Origin of the sequence: Dinoroseobacter sp. S124A, assembly GCF_049801015.1 — a bacterium.
GTDB lineage: Bacteria > Pseudomonadota > Alphaproteobacteria > Rhodobacterales > Rhodobacteraceae > Dinoroseobacter.
The window spans coordinates 221,068-239,816 of record NZ_JBNAGD010000005.1 but is presented as its reverse complement, the minus strand read 5'-3'; the positions used below and the strand labels follow the sequence as shown (position 1 = coordinate 239,816).

The window sequence follows — 18,749 nt, the reverse complement described above, 5'->3', positions numbered from 1 at the left end:
TATGACACAGATCGCCCCGCAGCCTGGCATTATGGATATCGCGCTTTACGAGGGCGGGGCCTCCCATGTGGCGGGGGTCGAGAAGGTTATCAAGCTCAGCTCGAATGAGAACCCTTTGGGGCCGAGTCCGCGGGCCATCGCGGCCTATACCGAGGCCGCGGCCAACCTGCATCGCTACCCCTCGACCGATCACGCCTCCCTGCGCGCGGCGATCGCCGAGGTGAACGGGCTGGATCCGGCGCGGGTGATCTGCGGCGCGGGCTCGGACGAGATCATTGCCTTTCTTTGCCAGGCCTACGTGGGCCCGGGGGACGAGGTGATCCATACCGAGCATGGCTTTGCCATGTACCGGATCAGCACGCTGGCCGCAGGGGGCACCCCGGTCGAGGTGCCCGAACGCGAGCGCGTGACGGATGTGGACGCCATTCTCGACGCAGTGACGGCACGCACCAAGATGGTGTTCATCGCCAATCCGAACAACCCGACCGGCACCATGATCGGGGGCAATGCCCTGGGCCGGCTCGCGGACGGGTTGCCCGAGGGCTGTCTGTTGGTGCTCGACGGGGCCTATGCGGAATATGTGCCGGATTACGATGCCGGGCTCGCGCTGGTCGAGAGCCGCGAGAATGTGGTGATGACCCGGACCTTCTCGAAAATCTATGGTCTGGGGGCCCTGCGCGTGGGCTGGGGCTATGGGCCCAAGGCGCTGGTGGATGTGCTCCACCGGGTGCGGGGCCCGTTCAACCTCTCGACTGGGGCGCTGGCCGCCGCCGAAGCTGCCGTGCTTGACACGGACTATACCGACCAGTGCCGGGCCGAGAATGCCAAGTGGCGCAGCTGGCTCGCGACGGAGCTGGCGGCGCTGGGCGTGCCCTCGGACACCTCCTCGGCCAATTTCATCCTCGCGCGCTTTGCCAGCCCCGAGGAAGCCGGGGCTTGCGACGCCTTTCTCAAGGCGCGCGGCCTGATCGTGCGGCGGGTGACGGGTTACAAGCTGCCCTCGGCCCTGCGGATGACCGTGGGCGACGAGGAAAGCTGCCGGGCGCTGGTCGCGGGGGTCGCCGCCTTCAAGGAGCACAGGCCATGAGCGTCATCTACCCCAAGATCGCGTTGATCGGGCTCGGCCTGATCGCAGGCTCCATGGCCCATGCCACGCGTCGTGCCGGGCTTGCGGGCGAGATCTCGGGCTATGCCCGCAGTGCCGAGACCCGGGCGACCGCCGCCGAGATCGGGCTCGTGGACACGGTCTGTGACAGTGCGGCCGAGGCGGTGCGCGATGCGGATCTCGTGGTGCTCTGCGTGCCCGTGGGCGCCATGGGGGCTGTGGCCGCCGAGATCGCTCCGGTTCTCAAACCGGGGGCTGTGGTCACGGATGTGGGCTCGGTCAAAGCCGCAGTGATCGAGGCCGTGGCCCCGCATATCCCCGAGGGCGTCCATTTCATTCCCGGCCACCCGCTCGCCGGGACCGAGCATTCGGGGCCGCGCTCGGGCTTTGCCGAGCTCTTCGACAACAAATGGTGCATCCTCGTGCCCGCCGAGGGGAGCGATCCAGCAGAGCTCGCGCGGCTGAGAACCTATTGGGAAGAGCTGGGCAGCAATGTCGATGTGATGGACCCGGCCCATCATGATCTGGTGCTCGCGGTCACGAGCCATGCGCCCCACCTGATCGCGTACACGATGGTGGGTGTGGCCGATGACCTGCGCCGGGTGACCGATAGCGAGGTGATCAAGTATTCCGCGGCGGGGTTCCGGGATTTTACCCGGATCGCGGCCTCGGATCCGACCATGTGGCGGGACGTGTTCCTGACCAACAAGGCCGCCACGCTCGAGATCCTCGGACGTTTCACCGAAGAGCTCTTCGCGCTGCAACGGGCGATCCGCACCGAGGATGGTGATCACCTGCACGACTATTTCACCCGCACCCGCGCGATCCGGCGGGGGATCATCGACGCAGGTCAGGACACGGATGCCCCGGATTTTGGCCGGGTTCCCACCGCCAAGACCAAGGCTCCGGCGGAATGAGCCTCGGGCGCGGCGCGGTTCTGGCGGCGGTTCTGGCCGCGCTGAGCCTGCCCGCGCTGGCGCTCGACCGGTCCCCCCGCCCGGCACCGCGCACCGAGGCGGTGATCCTGTCGCAGGTCGCCGAGCGTTTCGTGCCGGTGCCGCGCCCCGCCTTGCCTCTGGTCGATACGAGCCGGGCGATCCAGGCCGCGAGCCTGCCCAGCTTGCGGGTCTCGCCCCGCCCGACCCCCCGAGGGACCCTGAAACCGCGCCCGGCCCGGGTGCAGGTCACCCGCCCCCAGGGCACACCGTCGAAAGTCGGTCGCATTTGCGGCAGTCGTCAGATCCTCGGACGGTCCGTGCCCGACATTGCCGGGCGTCTGCGCGGCTGCGGCGTGCGCAACGCGGTGCAGGTGGTCGAGGTTGAGGGCGTGCGCCTCTCCACCGCGTCGACCATGACATGCGAGGCCGCCGAGGCCCTGCGGCGCTGGGTCGATACGGGCGTCAAACCGGCGGTGAAGCGCACGGGTGGCGGGGTTGCCGAGCTGCGCGTGGCGGCCCATTACAGCTGCCGGACCCGGAACCACAAGGTCGGGGCCAAGATCTCGGAGCATGGCAAGGGCAAGGCGATCGACATCTCGGCCATCATGCTCAAGGATGGAACGGCGATCACCGTCCTCAAGGGCTGGGATGATCGCAAACAGGGCAGGATGCTGCGCCAGATGCATCAGGCGGCCTGCGGTCCCTTTGGCACGGTGCTTGGCCCTGAGGCGGACCGTTACCACAAGGACCACTTCCATTTCGACGTCGCACGCTACCGCAGCGGGCCCTATTGCCGCTGAGGGTTTCGGAGACGGCTAGCGCAGGACGAAGCGCGGGGCCTGCCCGAGGGACAGAAAGCCCAGCCGCATCTGCCCGTCACGCAGGGTCAGCGGAATGTCGAGCGAGGTCTCCGGCCCGGACAATCCGGCCAGCGCCTCCAGCCCGCGCTCCATCAGGGGCAAGAACGCGCTGGGCACCAGCCCGGAGCGTTCCGCCACCTGCAGGATATCGCGCCAGTTGCTCGCCTTGATCGTCAGCTCGCCACTGGCGCGTCCGCGGTCGTCGATCTCAAGCGCCCCAACCGCACGCAACCCCAGCGGCCCCCATGCCGCGCGGGCCTCGTTCAGGGTGATCTCGCGGGGCTGGGGGCGGCGCGTTTCAATTGCGTCCAGATCCCAGTCCCGGTCAAATCGCACCACCGCATCCAAGCGCAGGGTCTCCAGAGCAGCGGGCAGCAGCTCGCCGGGATCCAGCCGTCGCTTGATCGCCACGGGCAGGGCAAAGCTCAGCGCCTCGACCCCAATGTCATAGGTCTGGGGCGCGCCCTCGGTGGCGCGCATGGCCAGCCGCAGGGTCTGGGCCCGGGTCCGGCCGATGCCACTGCTCAGCTCGGGCGCGTCGGCCACGAAGATCGCGCTCTGCAGGGGCAGGCGCGCACTCGCCCCGAGATGCAGCGAGGCCTGCATTTTCGAGCTGTCGAGCTGCGACCGGCCCAGCGGGGTCGAGATCGTCTGGGTGTTGGGAAAGACCGCAATCACCTTGTTGGGCTGGTAGCTGAGCGCCAGAAGCTGAAAGAACGGCGCCTCCCAGGCGATCCCGGTGCCCGGATCCGCCAGGGCGGGCTCGGTCAGCACCGTGTCGAACCGGTTCGGAAAGCCGCGCACCTCAAGCTCGGTCCACTCGACCTGCCAGCCTTCGGCGCGGCGATCCTCGAACCAGGCGGTCAGACTGCGTTCCAGCGCCGAGGCGCCAACAAACCAATAAGCGAACCATCCCAGCGCCGCTGCGGCACAGATTCCCAGGAGCCATTTCATCGGGGTTTTCCCTTCCCTCGGAGCACGTGCTGCTGTTTAACCGCGCGCAGCATGGAGGACCAGAGAATGGACGCGCCCCTTTGGGTCTTTGGATACGGATCGCTGATCTGGAACCCGGAATTTCCGGTGGCCGAGCAGGGGATTGCCCGGCTCGACGGATGGCACCGGTCCTTTTGCATGCGCTCGATCCACCATCGCGGGACCGAGACCGACCCCGGACTGGTCCTGGCGCTGGACACCGCGCCCGACAGCTATTGCGACGGGGTGGCCTTCCGCGTGGTCCCGGGCACCGAGGCCGAGACCATGGCCGCCCTGCGCGAGCGCGAGCTGGTCTCGTCGGCCTATCTGGAGATCACCGCCCCGGTGACCTTGCGCGATGGCCGCGCCGTGACGGCGGTGACATACGTGGTCGATCAGGCCCATGTGCAGTATTGCGGCAACCTGCCTTTGGAGGATCAGGCGCAGATCATCGCCCGGGCCGTGGGCGGGCGGGGACCCAATACCGAGTATCTGCGCAACACCGAGTCCCATTTGCGCGAGATCGGATTGCGCGATCCGGACCTGGCCTGGCTGGTCGCACGGGTCGAGGAATTGCCCTCAACTCTTTGACCTGAGCCGGAAAACAGGTATGTCGCAACTTGCAATAGGAGACGTAGCGCGTATCGTTTCCGCAAGACCCGGCAAAAAGGCTTCGAGAATGGACACTCCGGAACCCCGCGCGCGACGCTTGTTCGGTCGCCCGACACGTCAGTTCCTGCTGATGCTGATGGTGCTGGGACTTGTCGGGGCCGGAGGCTGGCTGGCCTATCCGCGGGTCGCGCCGATCTTTCTCGCCAATCCCTATCTCAACGGGGTGATCGTTCTGGTCTTCGTGGCCGGGGTGATGTCCTGCCTGCTGCAACTGCTGCAATTGTCCTCGGCGGTGCGCTGGATCGAGAATTTCGCCAATGGCGTGCCGTCTGCCTCGCGGGTGACGGCACCGCGGCTCGTGGGCTCGCTGGCAGGGCTGCTGGGGTCGCGCAAGGCGCGGATGCAGCTCAGCGCGAACTCCTCGCGCTCGATCCTCGAGTCTGTGGCCACCCGGATCGACGAGGCGCGGGATATCACGCGATACATCGTCAATCTTCTGATTTTTCTCGGACTTTTGGGCACGTTCTATGGCCTTGCGACGACTGTCCCTGCGGTGGTTGAGACGATCCGCTCGCTCGATCCGTCCGAAGGCGAGGGCGGTGTGGCGGTCTTTGGCCGCTTGATGACCGGGCTCGAGGCACAGCTGGGCGGCATGGGCACGGCCTTCGCGTCGTCCCTGCTGGGGCTGGCGGGCTCGCTTGTGGTCGGGCTGCTGGAGCTCTTCGTCGGACATGGGCAGAACCGGTTCTACCGCGAGCTGGAGGAATGGCTGTCCACCATCACCAAGGTCGGCTTTGCCTCCTCCGAGGTCGAGGGCGGCGGCTTCGACATGGATATCGTGGCCCAGGTTCTGGACCACATGGTGGCGCAGATTGAATCCCTGCAGGACCTCTTCGTGCAGGCCGATGAACGCGCGACCCGGCTGGACCAGAGGCTGGTGGGCGTGGCGCAGTCGGTGACCTCGCTGACCTCGCAACTGGGGCGAAACGACCAGACGACGGCGGCGCTGGAACGTGTGGCCGAAAGTCAGGAGCGGCTGGGCAACCTTCTGGAACAGCAGATCACATCCGGCCATGACGGGATCGACGCGGAAAGCCGGATGCGCCTGCGCAGCATCGATGTGCAGCTTCTGCGGATCCTCGAGGAGATGTCCGCCGGGCGACAGGAAACCGTATCCGAGCTGCGCGGTGATCTCGCCTCGCTCAACATGACCGTGAAGCAGGCCGCGCGCTCGGGCGTCAGCGACCCGACCGCGGTGGCCGCCGAGGCCCTGCGCACGGTTCTGCACGACGATTTCGATCCCGAAGAGGCCGTGCTGCGCGCCCGCCGCCCCGTTGACCCCAACGAAGAGCGCTGATCCATGGCCGTGACGCGCCGGTTCAACCAACGCTCCACGGGCAACATCTGGCCGGGGTTCGTGGATGCGATGACGGCGCTGTTGCTGGTGCTGTTCTTTGTTCTGACAATTTTCATGGTCATGCAATCGGTGCTCAGCGAGCAGATCGAGGTCAAGGATACGGAGCTTGACAGCCTCACGGTGCAGCTCTCGGATCTGGCCGACGCGCTGGGGCTCGAACGCACGCGGACCCAGACCCTGTCAGAGACGGTTGGCGCGCTGTCGGCGACGCTGGATGATGCCGAGGCGCAGGCGCTGGCGCAGGACACGCTGATCGCGACGCTGACGGCGCAAATCGATACGGCAGAGGCCGCGATTGCCGAGCGCGATGCCCGGATCTCGGGGTTCGAGGATCGGGTCGCGGCGCTCTTGTCCGAGAACCAGTCCCTTGGCCAGACCCTGTCGGACCGCACGGGCGAACGAGACAGCCTGTCGGCCAGCCTCGCCGAAGTGGAGGCCGCCCGCGACGTGGCGCTCAGCGAGGCCGAGGCCCTGAACCTCGCCCTGGCGCGCATGCGCACCGAGATGGACAGTCAGGTCGAGGCCGCGCGTCTCGCCGCGGCGCGGTCGGACGCGCTGGAGGCACTGGTGGCGGATCTGCAGGCGGAACAAGCCGCGCAGGAAACCCGGCTGAGCACCCTGCTCGCGCAGATCGCGGCGGCGGAGGCGGATCAGCTCGCCCTGCGCAGTGCCCTGTCCGATGCAGAGATCGGGTTGGAAAATGAGGCAGCCCGGCGTGCGGCCCTTGAGGCGGATCTGGCCAGCCAGACCGAGGCCTTTGATGCGGCGGAGTTGGCCCGGCTCGAAGCACAGGCACGGCTTGCCGAGCTGCGCGAGACCGTGGCCGATCAGGCCGCAGCCCTCGACGCGGCCGAGCTGTCCCGGCTGGAGGATCTCGCCCGGCTGGAGGAGTTGCGCGCCACGGTGGCGGATCAAAGCGCCGAGCTGGACGCGGCAGAGGCCGTGCGCCTGGCGGAACTGGCCGCCGCCGAAGCCCTGCGCGCCCGGTTGGATACCAGCGAGGGCGCGCTGAGCGAAGCCGAAGCAGCACGTTTGGCCGAGGCCGCCGCGGCCGAAGCGCTGCGCGCGCGGCTCGAGAATGCCGATGCGGAACTGACCGCGATGACCCTCGCGCTGGAGGAACGTCGTCAGGAGGCGGAGGACACGCTGACCAAGCTCGCCGCCGCCGAACTCGCGCGGGAACAGCTGTCTGGCGAGTTGGCCGACGCGAGCGCCCGGGCGGAGGATCTGTCCCAGCGCCTGACCGCGGCACAGCGCGACCGGCTTTTGCTCGGGCTGGCGCAACGGCAGCTCAGCCAGGTTGAGGCGCAGTCAGCCGAAGACGCCCGGCGCGTCGCCGTCCTCAACGAGCAGGTCGCGGCTCTGCGGTCGCAGCTCAACGGGTTGCAGGGGCTGCTGGATGTCGCCAATGCCAAGGATGCCGAGGCGCAGGTGCAGATCCAGGCGCTGGGGACCGAGCTGAACACTGCGCTTGCCCGGGTGGCTGCGGAACAGCGCGCCCGTGCCAATCTCGAAGAGGCCGAGCGCCTGCGTCTGGAGGCCGAGGCGCAGAACCTTGAACGGTTCCGCTCGGAATTCTTCGGTCAGTTGCGCGATCTTCTGGGCGATCAGGAGGGAGTGCGGATCTCAGGGGACCGGTTCGTGTTCTCGTCCTCGGTGTTGTTTGACACCGGCGCGGTGGAGCTTTCGGAGCAGGGGCAGGCCGAAGTGGCCAAGGTCGCGGGCATTCTGCGCGAGGTGGCGGATCGGATCCCGTCAGGGATCGACTGGGTGCTGCGGGTCGACGGCCATACGGACAACGTGCCGATCTTCGGCGGTGGCAAATACGCTGATAACTGGGAGCTGAGCCAGGGCCGCGCTCTGTCGGTGGTGCGCTATATGATCGAGGATCTCGGCATCCCGCCCGGGCGGCTCGCGCCCACGGGCTTTGGGGAGTACCAGCCCGTGAGCCTCGCGGACACACCCGAGGGCCGCGCGCTCAACCGTCGGATCGAGCTGAAATTCACCGAGAAATAGGCGCGGCGGAGGCTAAAAAAAGCCCGGTCGTTGGACCGGGCTTTTTGCGTTCTGTGGGGGGATCAATCCGCAGTGAGAAGCGGTGGCTTCTTGCTCGACAGGCGCGGCGCGCCAATCGGCTCGATCTGCAGGTCGATCTCGCCATCCTTGACGGCCACCTTCACGACACCGCCCTTGGCGAGCTTGCCAAAGAGCAGTTCCTCGGCCAGCGGCTTCTTGATCTGCTCCTGAATGACACGACCCAGCGGGCGCGCGCCCATCTTGTCGTCATAGCCCTTGTCCCCCAGAAGCTGGGCAGCCTCCGGCGTAAGCTCGATGGTGACGTTGCGATCCAAGAGCTGCGCTTCGAGCTGCAGCACGAACTTCTCGACCACCTGCAGGATGATCTCCTTGCCGAGAGGCGCGAAGCTGATCACTGCGTCCAGACGGTTGCGGAACTCAGGCGTGAAGGTCCGCTCGATCGCGGCGGTGTCCTCGCCCTCGCGCCGATCGCGCCCGAAGCCGATCGCGGCCTTGGCCTGCTCGGCGGCCCCGGCATTCGACGTCATGATCAGGATCACATTGCGGAAATCCACGGTCCGGCCGTTGTGGTCGGTCAGGGTCCCGTGATCCATCACCTGCAGCAGGATGTTGTAGACATCCGGATGCGCCTTCTCGATCTCGTCGAGCAGCAGCACGCAATGGGGGTGCTGGTCCACGCCATCGGTCAGCAGGCCGCCCTGATCGAAGCCGACATAGCCCGGAGGCGCCCCGATCAGACGGCTGACCGCGTGCTTCTCCATGTATTCGGACATGTCAAAGCGCAGAAGCTCGACGCCCAGCGTATCCGAAAGCTGCTTGGCGACCTCGGTCTTGCCGACCCCGGTGGGACCCGCAAAGAGATAGTTGCCGATGGGCTTCTCGGGCTCGCGCAGGCCGGCCCGGGCCAGTTTGATCGCGGAGCTCAGCGCCTCGATCGCCTTGTCCTGACCAAAGACCACGCGCTTCAGGGTGACCTCGAGATCCTTGAGAACCTCGGCATCATCCTTGGACACGCTCTTCGGCGGGATCCGGGCGATCTTGGCCACCACGGCCTCGATCTCCTTGGCGCCGATGGTCTTGCGCCGCTTGCTCTCTGCCACCAGATGCTGGGCCGCCCCGGCTTCGTCGATCACGTCGATCGCCTTATCCGGCAGCTTGCGGTCGTTGATATAGCGCGCCGACAGCTCCACCGCGGTCTTGATCGCGTCGGAGGTGTACTTGATCGCGTGGTGATCCTCGAAATAGGGCTTGAGACCCTTGAGGATCTTGACCGCATCCTCGACCGAAGGCTCCGTCACATCGATCTTCTGGAACCGGCGGCTCAGGGCGCGGTCCTTTTCGAAGTGCTGGCGGAATTCCTTGTAGGTGGTCGAGCCCATGCAGCGCAGCTTGCCGCCCTGCAGGGCAGGCTTGAGCAGGTTCGAGGCATCCATCGCCCCGCCCGAGGTTGCGCCCGCGCCGATCACCGTGTGGATCTCGTCGATGAACAGCACCGCATCCGGGTGATCCTCGAGCTCGGTCACAACGGCTTTCAGACGCTCTTCGAAATCCCCGCGATAGCGGGTCCCGGCGAGCAGCGCGCCCATGTCGAGGCTGTAGATCGTGGCCCCTTGCAGAACCTCCGGCGTTTCCGCCTGCACGATCTTGCGTGCGAGCCCTTCTGCGATGGCGGTCTTGCCGACGCCCGGATCACCCACAAGCAGCGGGTTGTTCTTGCGCCGGCGGCACAGCACCTGAATGCAGCGTTCCACCTCGCCGTCGCGCCCGATCAGCGGGTCGACATCGCCCTTGCGGGCCTTGGCGTTGAGATCGACGCAATACTTGGCGAGGGCGGATTCCTTTTCCTCCCCGCCCTGATCGGCGGCGGCGGTCGCCTCCTCATCCATGTCCGAGGCACCGGAGACCGGACGGGATTCCCCGAAGCTTGGGTTCTTGGCCACGCCATGGGCGATGAAGTTCACCGCGTCATAGCGGGTCATGTCCTGCTCCTGCAGGAAATAGGCCGCGTTGGATTCCCGCTCGGCAAAGATCGCGACGAGCACATTCGCACCGGTCACTTCCTGCCGTCCGGAGGATTGCACATGGATCGCTGCGCGCTGGATCACCCGCTGGAACGCGGCGGTGGGCACGGCTTCGGATCCTTCGACATCTGTAGCCAGGGTCGAGAGATCGTCTTCGATGAAGGTTTCGAGGGTCTGGCGCAGAGCGTCCAGATCGACATTGCAGGCTTTCATCACCTTGGCAGCATCCGGCTCATCTATGAGCGCCAAAAGCAGATGCTCGAGCGTCGCCAGCTCATGGCGACGTGCATTGGCCTGGGCGAGCGCGGTGTGGATTGCCTGTTCGAGCGTATTTGAAAACGAAGGCACCGGGAGCTCCTTTCATTGGGGCCACGGATGGGGGCTGTTTCCGTGACCATTTCCCTTATCCATTAAAGTTCGGTGTTCTTTGGCGCGCTTCAAGGTTTTTTTCCTTAAAAGCGCCGTCTCACCCCATTCGTGATCAGCCAGAGGGCAGGCGCGCGCTTTCGCGGGCGTTGCGCGTTTTTTCCCGATTTACGGGTATTCTCTGGCGGAAAACCGCGCGGGAGGATCTGGCCGGGCGGCAATCGCGGGTGTTTTGAGACGAGATGTCTCGGCAGGTTTCGGGGGCAGGCGCCGGATCCATACCGGGGTTGTGCCTATATTTTGTGCAAATTGATGTCTTGCGGCAACAGGTCCAAGGCCCTGACCGGCGGATCACCGGTCGTGATCAGGCTGAGGCGTCAGGGGCCGCGACAACATCGCCGGGCGAAGGAGGCGCTATTTCTTTGCCGTTCCGCCCGGGCCATGTAGTTAATAATGGTGTGAGCACGTTCAAGAAGCGGCGTGCGCGACCGTCCTTTCTTTGTGAGACCGCGTTTGCACCTCGACGTTCTTGATCTGCGCCAGTTCTACTATCGCACGCGGCTGGGACGCGTCGCGCAGGCGGCCATTCGCAACGGGATGCTGAGCCTTTGGCCCAAGGCTGCGGGCGAGACCGTGGCAGGCTTCGGCTTCGCGGTGCCGCTTCTGCGGCCCTATCTCGCCGATGCGCGCCGGGTGGTGGGGCTGATGCCCGGGCCGCAAGGCGTGATGCCCTGGCCCGCGGGGATGCCGAATATCTCGGTGCTCTGTGACGAGCGCTCTTGGCCTCTGGAGACCGGCAGTGTCGACAAGCTGGTGCTGCTGCACGGGCTGGAGACGTCCGAGACGCCCGCCGCGCTTCTGGCGGAATGCTGGCGCGTGCTGGCCTCCGGCGGGCGGGGGCTGTTCGTGGTGCCAAACCGTGCGGGGCTCTGGTCCCGGCGCGATGGCACGCCCTTCGGCTATGGACGGCCCTACAGCCTCGGTCAGCTTGAGGCGCAGCTCAGCGATCATGGGTTCGTCAATGAGCGTCACGCCTCCGCACTCTTTACCCCGCCCAGCGAAAAGCGGTTCTGGCTGCGCTCCACGGCGGCGTGCGAAAAGCTGGGACAATACCTGCCGACGCGCTTTGCGGGGGGTGTTTTTCTGGTCGAGGTGTCGAAGCAGATGCAGGAGCCAACCTTCGCGGACCGGGCCACGCGACTGCGCCGACCGCTTCAGGTTCTGGAGGGGATACCCGCCTCGGGGGTCAAGCCGATTTGATCGCCACCGAATCCACCGGAGGTAGAGCGATTCACTCTTCGGGCGCTAACACTCCGAGCCGATCCGTCAATATTCAAGCTTCAAAGTGTCGCGCTCTCAAGGGTTTAAACCTAACGACTTGAAACTAAGTAGTTTTCGGTAGTGATCACAAATACTAACAGAGTTGCGGCAGGTGGGGGGGTCTGTTATTTCCGCCGGGAAATTCCGGAACTTGCGTCCAGCGAGTTCCTCAAGCGGCTGCCACGGAACCTCCATCTCCGTGCGGCACAGACAGCGGAAGGGTGGACGTGTCAGACTCAGCTTCGATCTCCTCCGGTATCGCTGATCGTTATGCGACAGCGATCTTTGAACTGGCCAAGGAAGAAAACAACCTCAGCGCGTTGGAGGCGGGTGCAGACACGCTCGACGCCGCGCTCAAGGACAGCGCGGAGTTCCGCGACCTGATCTCGTCGCCGGTGTATAGCCGCGACGAACAGGGCGCTGCCATCGCCGCGCTTGCCAAGAAAATGGGGCTCCTCGAGACGCTCGCGAATGCGCTGACACTGATGGCCGGCAAGCGTCGTCTCTTTGTGCTGCCGCAGCTTGTCGCGAGCCTGCGCGCGCGCATTGCCGAGGAGAAGGGCGAGATTACCGCCGATGTCACCTCCGCTCAGCCGCTCAGCGCCGAGAATCTGGCAGAGCTGACCAAGGTGCTCAGCGCCTCCGCCAGCAAAACCGTTAAAGTGAATACGACCGTCGATAGCGCCCTTATCGGCGGTCTTGTCGTCAAGATGGGCTCGAAGATGATCGACACCTCGATCCGCGCGAAGCTCAATGCACTCCAGAATACAATGAAAGAGGTCGGGTAAATGGGAATCCAAGCTGCCGAAATCTCTGCGATCCTCAAGGAGCAGATCAAGAACTTTGGCCAGGAAGCCGAAGTCGCTGAGGTGGGCCGCGTGCTCAGCGTCGGTGACGGCATCGCGCGTGTCCACGGGCTGGACAATGTGCAGGCCGGTGAAATGGTCGAATTCCCGGGCGGCATCCGCGGGATGGCTCTGAACCTGGAAGTCGACAATGTCGGTATCGTGATCTTCGGCTCCGACCGCGACATTAAAGAAGGCGACACCGTCAAGCGCACCAATTCCATCGTGGACGTGCCGATCGGTGACGAGCTGCTGGGTCGTGTTGTGGACGGTCTCGGCAACCCGCTGGACGGCAAGGGTCCGATCGGCGCTACCAAGCGCGGCATCGCAGACGTGAAAGCGCCGGGCATCATCCCGCGTAAATCCGTGCACGAGCCCATGGCGACCGGCCTGAAATCCGTGGACGCGATGATCCCGATCGGCCGTGGCCAGCGCGAGCTGATCATTGGTGACCGTCAGACCGGCAAGACCGCCGTGGCTCTGGACGCGATCCTGAACCAGAAATCCTACAACGAAGCCGCAGGCGACGACGAGAGCCAGAAGCTCTACTGCGTCTATGTCGCCGTGGGCCAGAAGCGGTCCACCGTGGCCCAGCTGGTGAAGAAGCTCGAAGAGAGCGGCGCGATCGACTACTCGATCGTCGTGGCGGCCACCGCCTCCGACCCGGCGCCGATGCAGTTCCTGGCACCCTATGCCGCGACCGCCATGGCCGAGCATTTCCGCGACAATGGCCGTCACGCGCTGATCATCTATGATGACCTGTCCAAGCAGGCCGTGTCCTATCGTCAGATGTCCCTGCTGCTGCGCCGCCCGCCGGGCCGCGAAGCCTATCCGGGCGACGTGTTCTACCTCCACTCCCGCCTGCTCGAGCGGTCTGCGAAGCTCGGCGATGACAGCGGCAACGGTTCGCTGACGGCTCTGCCGATCATCGAAACCCAGGGTGGCGACGTGTCCGCGTTTATTCCGACCAACGTGATCTCGATCACCGACGGTCAGATCTTCCTCGAAACCGAGCTGTTCTACCAAGGCATCCGCCCGGCCGTGAACACCGGCCTGTCGGTGTCGCGTGTGGGCTCCTCGGCCCAGACCAACTCGATGAAGTCGGTTGCGGGTCCGGTGAAACTGGAACTGGCCCAGTACCGCGAGATGGCGGCCTTTGCCCAGTTTGGCTCCGACCTCGACGCCGCGACCCAGCAGCTGCTGAACCGTGGTGCGCGTCTGACCGAGCTGATGAAGCAGCCGCAGTACTCGCCGCTGACCAATGCCGAGATCGTATGCGTGATCTATGCAGGTACCAAGGGCTATCTCGACAAGATCGACGTCAAGGATGTGGGGCGTTACGAAGCCGGGCTTCTGGCGCATCTGCGCGGCAAGCATTCCGCGGTTCTCGACATGATCACCAAGGAAGACCCGAAAATCAAAGGGGACGCCGAGGACAAGATCAAGGCCGCGCTCGACGAATACGCCGCGACCTTCGCGTAAGGGGTCTGAGACATGCCAAGTCTTAAGGACCTCAAAAACAGGATCGAGAGTGTGAAAAGCACTCGGAAGATCACGAAGGCCATGCAGATGGTGGCCGCCGCAAAACTGCGGCGGGCCCAGGATGCGGCCGAGGCCTCGCGCCCCTATACCGAGCGGTTCAATGCCGTGCTCGGCGGGCTTGCGGCATCGGTCGGCGATGGCGATAGCGGTCCCAAGCTCCTCGTGGGCTCGGGCAGCGATCAGGTGCAGCTTCTGGTGGTCATGACCGCGGAGCGGGGTTTGTGCGGCGGGTTCAACTCGTCCATTGCCAAGCTCGCCCGGACCCATGCACAGGAGCTCATCGCAGCGGGCAAGACGGTCAAGATCCTGACCGTCGGCAAGAAGGGCCGCGAGGCGATCAAGCGCGATCTGGGCGAGTATTTCGTCGGTCACGTGGATCTCTCCGAGGTCAAGCGGATCGGCTATGACAATGCTGCCGATATCGCGCAGGACCTGCTGTCCCGCTTCGACGCCGAAGAGTTCGATGTCGCGACGATCTTTTATGCGCAATTCCAGTCGGTGATCAGCCAGATCCCGACCGCGCAGCAGATCATCCCGGCCTCCTTCGATGCCCCTGAAGAGGGCGGAGACGCCACGCTCTATGACTACGAGCCGTCCGAAGAGGCCATTCTGGCCGATCTTCTGCCGCGCGGGGTCGCAACGCAAATTTTCGCAGCTCTGCTGGAGAACGGCGCGTCCGAACAGGGGGCTCGCATGAGCGCCATGGACAACGCGACGCGCAATGCCGGCGAGATGATCGACAAACTGACCATCGAGTTCAACCGCTCGCGTCAGGCCGTCATCACCAACGAGCTTATCGAAATCATTTCGGGCGCCGAGGCGCTCTAACGGAACCGGAGACATCAAATGGCAAATGCTAAAGGCAAAATCACTCAGGTGATCGGCGCCGTTGTCGACGTGCAGTTCGAGGATGCCCTGCCGGAAATCCTGAACTCTCTGACGACGGACAACAATGGGAAGCGGCTGGTCCTCGAAGTGGCCCAGCACCTCGGCGAAAACACCGTGCGCGCGATCGCCATGGACGCAACCGAAGGGCTCGTGCGCGGGCAGGCGGTTGAGGACACGGGCGGCCCGATCACGATCCCCGTGGGCAACGCGACCCTCGGTCGGATCCTGAACGTGGTGGGTGAGCCCGTGGACGAAGGCGGCCCGGTCGAAGCGACCGAGACCCGCTCGATCCACGCGGACGCGCCCGAGTTCAACGAGCAGTCCACCGAGAGCGCCGTGCTCGCCACGGGCATCAAGGTGATCGACCTGCTCGCACCCTACGCCAAGGGCGGCAAGATCGGCCTGTTCGGCGGTGCCGGTGTGGGCAAGACGGTTCTCATCATGGAACTGATCAACAACATCGCCAAAGTGCACTCGGGCTTCTCGGTGTTCGCGGGGGTGGGCGAGCGGACCCGTGAGGGCAACGACCTCTACCACGAGATGATCGAATCCAACGTCATCAACCCCGATGACCTGTCCAAGAGCCAGGTGGCCCTTGTTTACGGTCAGATGAACGAGCCTCCGGGAGCCCGGATGCGTGTGGCTCTGACCGGTCTGACCCTGGCCGAGCAGTTCCGCGACCAGTCCGGGACCGACGTTCTGTTCTTCGTGGACAACATCTTCCGCTTTACGCAGGCGGGCTCCGAGGTGTCGGCGCTTCTGGGTCGTATTCCTTCCGCTGTGGGCTACCAGCCGACACTGGCCACCGATATGGGCGCCATGCAGGAGCGGATTACCTCCACGAAGTCCGGCTCGATCACCTCGGTGCAGGCCGTCTACGTGCCTGCGGACGACCTGACCGACCCTGCGCCGGCCACGTCCTTTGCTCACCTCGACGCCACGACCGTTCTGTCGCGTGCGATCTCCGAGCTCGGGATCTACCCGGCCGTGGACCCGCTCGACTCCACCTCGCGTCTCATGGACCCGGCTATCGTCGGCGAAGAGCATTACGGCGTGGCCCGTGAGGTTCAGGGGATCCTTCAGCGCTACAAGTCGCTGCAGGACATCATCGCCATTCTCGGGATGGACGAACTGTCCGAAGAGGACAAGCTGACCGTGGCCCGCGCCCGGAAAATCCAGCGCTTCCTCTCGCAGCCCTTCGACGTGGCGAAAGTGTTCACCGGCTCCGACGGGGTGCAGGTGCCGCTCGAAGACACCATCGCGTCCTTCAAGGCCGTTGTGGCGGGCGAGTACGACCACCTGCCGGAAGGCGCCTTCTACATGGTGGGCGGCATTGACGAGGTGATCGCCAAAGCCGAGCGCATGGCCGCAGACGCGGCGTAAGGGGTCATCATGGCAAACACCCTGCAATTCGACCTCGTGTCCCCCGAGCGGCGCCTTGCGTCGCTTGAGGTGACCGAGGTGCAGCTGCCCGGGGCGGACGGCGATATGACGGCCATGGCCGATCATGCGCCGACCATCACGACGCTGCGCCCCGGCCTGCTGCAGGTCAACGGCCCCGAGGGGACGTCGGCCTATGTGGTGACCGGTGGCTTTGCCGAGATCAGCCCGACCGGCACGACCGTGCTGGCCGAGCGGGCCTATCCCGCCGGTACGGAGTCCCGCGCCGCCATCGAAGAGCATCTCGAAGCTGCGCGCGCCAAGGCCGCCGAGGCCGAGGGAGAGCACAAGGACGTGGCCGAAAAGGTCGTGTCCGACTTCGTGCGCCTGCTCGAGGATATGGTCTGAGGCCTGCGCGCCCAACCCGGCACCTGAAGAACACTGCAAAGAATACAGGGCCCCGCTTCGGCGGGGCTTTTTCTTTGCCTCTTTGCCTCCCTCTGCCTAAAACAGCGGCAATGGTCCCCTGCAAAGCGCCGACATGAAGAAACTCCGCACTCACCTGATCGGTGTCGATCAAGGCTACGTCTCCCTGTTTTCCGATTTCGAGGATGGCGGCGAGATGTGGACCGGCGAAGGGCAGCGCGAGGTGCGCCGTTCCGTGACCTTCTCTGACTCGTTCAGCGCGGTGCCGGTGGTCCATGTGGGGCTGGCGCTCTGGGATATGGACCACGGTGCCAACCAACGCGCGGATCTGCAGGCCGACGCCGTCACCGCGGAGGGATTCGACCTCGTGTTTCGAACCTGGGGCGATAGCCGGGTCGCTCGTCTCCACGCGACGTGGCTCGCAATTGGCGAGCTGACCTCAGAGGATCAGTGGCAGGTCGATTGACCTCAGCCTGCGATCGTCGAGCGCAAAGGAGGCGTGACCTTGCAGCCAGTCTTCGTCCTGAATGGGTCGGACCCGCCGTCTTCCCTTACGTTTTGGGGCAGATCAAAAGACGCGTTTCACGTCACGGTCGAACAACCGGGGCTCAAGGCGGTCAAGAGAGTAAGCCTGTACTGCCACGTCCTCGACAGGAGTTTCGTTGACTTCTTTCAGTAGCTCGCAGCCTTCGAGACGCCCTAGACGGGGGAGGTGGTGTGGGAACCGCTCGAACTTGGCATGAACCTGACCGCGACCTGCGACGGATTTGGGGCCGTGACCCTAAAAATCGAGCTCAGGGAGGAGCATGCAAACTCCTGGTCGATGACCGGCTCGATGCGTCTCGATTTCGGGCATTTGCCCCGCTACGCGGAGCATGCCGATCGTTTTATGAACGCGCGCGGTACAGAGTAGACGCCGAGGTCATAGCTGCACCGGCGCGTCACACAGGGCTCAACTCGCGTTGGCGTACATGCCCTCATAGATCGGTGTCAGCGTGTCGGTGTCGAAAAGAGATGACACGCTTGTCCCGTTCCAGATGTTCAGGATTGCCTGCGCGAATACCGGGGCTGTGGGCACGATCCGGATGTTATGGGCGGCCTTCACGGGCTCGGTGGCTGCAATCGAGTCGGTGATCACGAGGCTTTTCATTGAGGATTTGGTGATCCGCTCCACAGCCGGGCCCGAGAGCACACCATGGGTGATGTAGGAGTGGACCTCGGTCGCCCCTTCGCTCATCAGCAGGTCCGCCGCCTTGCAGAGTGTTCCGGCCGTGTCGCAGATGTCGTCCACAATGATGCAGGTCTTGCCTTCGACCTCGCCGATCACGGTCATTTCCTCGACCACGCCGGGTTGGGAGCGGCGCTTGTCCACGATCGCGAGGCCACAGCCGATCCGCTGGGCGAGTTCGCGGGCGCGGGCCACGCCGCCCACATCCGGCGAGACCACGGTCACGTTCTCGAGCTTGCCCGCGAAGTGGTGCAGCACATCCAGCGCAAAGATCGGCGCGGCATAGAGGTTGTCCACGGGGATGTCGAAGAAGCCCTGGATCTGGGCCGCGTGCAGATCCATGGTCAGGATCCGCTCGACCCCGGCTTCGACCATCATGTTCGCGACCAGCTTGGCGGTGATCGGTGTGCGCGCCTTGGTGCGGCGGTCCTGCCGCGCGTAGCCGAAATAGGGGATGATCGCGGTGATCCGGCTCGCCGACGAGCGGCGCAGCGCGTCGGAGATGATCAGCAGCTCCATGAGGTTGTCATTGGCCGGGTTCGACGTGGACTGGATGATGAACATATCCTCGCCGCGCACATTCTCGAACACCTCGACGAAGATCTCGCCATCGTTGAACCGCTCCACGCGGGTGTCGACCAGACCCACCGCCATGCCGCGATAGGCGGACATGCGGCGCGAAATGGCTTTCGCCAGGGGGACATTGGCATTGCCGGAGATGATTTTCGGGGAGATTTGTGCGGGCATCGGGTCTTTGATCCTTTGCGGGCCTGTTGCCGGGGGACTCACCTC

Annotated in this window: 17 protein-coding genes; 14 read left to right on the top strand and 3 right to left on the bottom strand. The window is 64.9% G+C overall.

All coding sequences use genetic code 11. The features are described 5' to 3' along the window. Position 1 precedes the first annotated feature (1 nt). Genes hisC through ACP15I_RS14225 form a run of 3 tightly spaced genes read left to right on the top strand, consistent with a single transcriptional unit; the run spans position 2 to position 2,843 of the window. Positions 2-1,087 (top strand): histidinol-phosphate transaminase, encoded by a 1,086-nt coding sequence (hisC, locus tag ACP15I_RS14235; RefSeq protein ID WP_424975597.1) that lies wholly within the window; start codon positions 2-4, stop codon positions 1,085-1,087. Continuing rightward, positions 1,084-2,022 (top strand): prephenate/arogenate dehydrogenase family protein, encoded by a 939-nt coding sequence (locus tag ACP15I_RS14230; RefSeq protein WP_424975596.1) that lies wholly within the window; start codon positions 1,084-1,086, stop codon positions 2,020-2,022. The genes hisC and ACP15I_RS14230 overlap by 4 nt, the downstream gene beginning before the upstream one ends. Continuing rightward, positions 2,019-2,843: an extensin family protein gene (locus ACP15I_RS14225; protein WP_424975595.1), complete on the top strand. Its 825-nt coding sequence runs from the start codon at positions 2,019-2,021 to the stop codon at positions 2,841-2,843. Before ACP15I_RS14230 ends, ACP15I_RS14225 begins: the two co-directional genes overlap by 4 nt. Positions 2,844-2,858: 15 nt before the next feature. On the opposite strand, the gene ACP15I_RS14220 is transcribed toward ACP15I_RS14225, so the two are convergent. After that, positions 2,859-3,857, bottom strand: coding sequence for a DUF2125 domain-containing protein (locus tag ACP15I_RS14220; RefSeq protein ID WP_424975594.1), 999 nt, complete (start codon positions 3,855-3,857; stop codon positions 2,859-2,861). A gap of 66 nt (positions 3,858-3,923) precedes the next feature. On the opposite strand from ACP15I_RS14220, the gene ACP15I_RS14215 reads away from it, so the two are divergent. The 3 genes from ACP15I_RS14215 to ACP15I_RS14205 all read left to right on the top strand — a co-directional run bounded on the left by ACP15I_RS14215 (position 3,924) and on the right by ACP15I_RS14205 (position 7,920). Continuing rightward, complete coding sequence (locus ACP15I_RS14215; protein ID WP_424975593.1) at positions 3,924-4,466, top strand: gamma-glutamylcyclotransferase; 543 nt, start codon at positions 3,924-3,926, stop codon at positions 4,464-4,466. 88 nt (positions 4,467-4,554) lie between these two features. Continuing rightward, complete coding sequence (locus tag ACP15I_RS14210) at positions 4,555-5,844, top strand: biopolymer transporter ExbB (RefSeq protein ID WP_424975592.1); 1,290 nt, start codon at positions 4,555-4,557, stop codon at positions 5,842-5,844. Between the two features lie 3 nt (positions 5,845-5,847). After that, on the top strand, positions 5,848-7,920 hold the full coding sequence (locus tag ACP15I_RS14205; protein WP_424975591.1) for a peptidoglycan -binding protein: 2,073 nt from the start codon (positions 5,848-5,850) through the stop codon (positions 7,918-7,920). 62 nt (positions 7,921-7,982) lie between these two features. On the opposite strand, the gene clpA is transcribed toward ACP15I_RS14205, so the two are convergent. Further along, a complete protein-coding gene (clpA, locus tag ACP15I_RS14200; RefSeq protein WP_424965186.1) occupies positions 7,983-10,310 on the bottom strand; it encodes an ATP-dependent Clp protease ATP-binding subunit ClpA in 2,328 nt (775 codons plus the stop codon). 531 nt (positions 10,311-10,841) lie between these two features. Here clpA and ACP15I_RS14195 point away from each other — a divergent pair. The 8 genes from ACP15I_RS14195 to ACP15I_RS14160 all read left to right on the top strand — a co-directional run bounded on the left by ACP15I_RS14195 (position 10,842) and on the right by ACP15I_RS14160 (position 17,642). Then, positions 10,842-11,588: a class I SAM-dependent methyltransferase gene (locus ACP15I_RS14195; protein WP_424965185.1), complete on the top strand. Its 747-nt coding sequence runs from the start codon at positions 10,842-10,844 to the stop codon at positions 11,586-11,588. A 281-nt stretch (positions 11,589-11,869) separates the two neighbouring features. Then, positions 11,870-12,436 carry a F0F1 ATP synthase subunit delta gene (locus ACP15I_RS14190; protein ID WP_424965184.1) on the top strand — a complete coding sequence of 189 codons (567 nt, stop codon included), beginning with the start codon at positions 11,870-11,872 and terminating at the stop codon, positions 12,434-12,436. Next, entirely contained in the window at positions 12,437-13,975 is a 1,539-nt protein-coding gene (gene atpA / locus ACP15I_RS14185; RefSeq protein ID WP_424965183.1) for a F0F1 ATP synthase subunit alpha, read from the top strand. It begins immediately after the preceding gene. A gap of 12 nt (positions 13,976-13,987) precedes the next feature. Then, positions 13,988-14,863 (top strand): F0F1 ATP synthase subunit gamma, encoded by an 876-nt coding sequence (locus ACP15I_RS14180; protein ID WP_424965182.1) that lies wholly within the window; start codon positions 13,988-13,990, stop codon positions 14,861-14,863. 18 nt (positions 14,864-14,881) lie between these two features. Beyond that, complete coding sequence (gene atpD / locus ACP15I_RS14175) at positions 14,882-16,306, top strand: F0F1 ATP synthase subunit beta (RefSeq protein ID WP_424975590.1); 1,425 nt, start codon at positions 14,882-14,884, stop codon at positions 16,304-16,306. A 9-nt stretch (positions 16,307-16,315) separates the two neighbouring features. Continuing rightward, positions 16,316-16,711, top strand: a complete 396-nt coding sequence (locus ACP15I_RS14170; RefSeq protein WP_424975589.1) for a F0F1 ATP synthase subunit epsilon — start codon at positions 16,316-16,318, stop codon at positions 16,709-16,711. Between the two features lie 133 nt (positions 16,712-16,844). Next, positions 16,845-17,195, top strand: coding sequence for an H-type lectin domain-containing protein (locus tag ACP15I_RS14165; protein ID WP_424975588.1), 351 nt, complete (start codon positions 16,845-16,847; stop codon positions 17,193-17,195). A gap of 246 nt (positions 17,196-17,441) precedes the next feature. Further along, entirely contained in the window at positions 17,442-17,642 is a 201-nt protein-coding gene (locus ACP15I_RS14160) for a DUF6228 family protein (protein ID WP_424975587.1), read from the top strand. 39 nt (positions 17,643-17,681) lie between these two features. Here the strand turns inward: ACP15I_RS14160 and ACP15I_RS14155 are convergent, their stop codons facing one another. Then, positions 17,682-18,704 (bottom strand): ribose-phosphate pyrophosphokinase, encoded by a 1,023-nt coding sequence (locus ACP15I_RS14155; protein ID WP_424975586.1) that lies wholly within the window; start codon positions 18,702-18,704, stop codon positions 17,682-17,684. Positions 18,705-18,749: the final 45 nt, after the last annotated feature.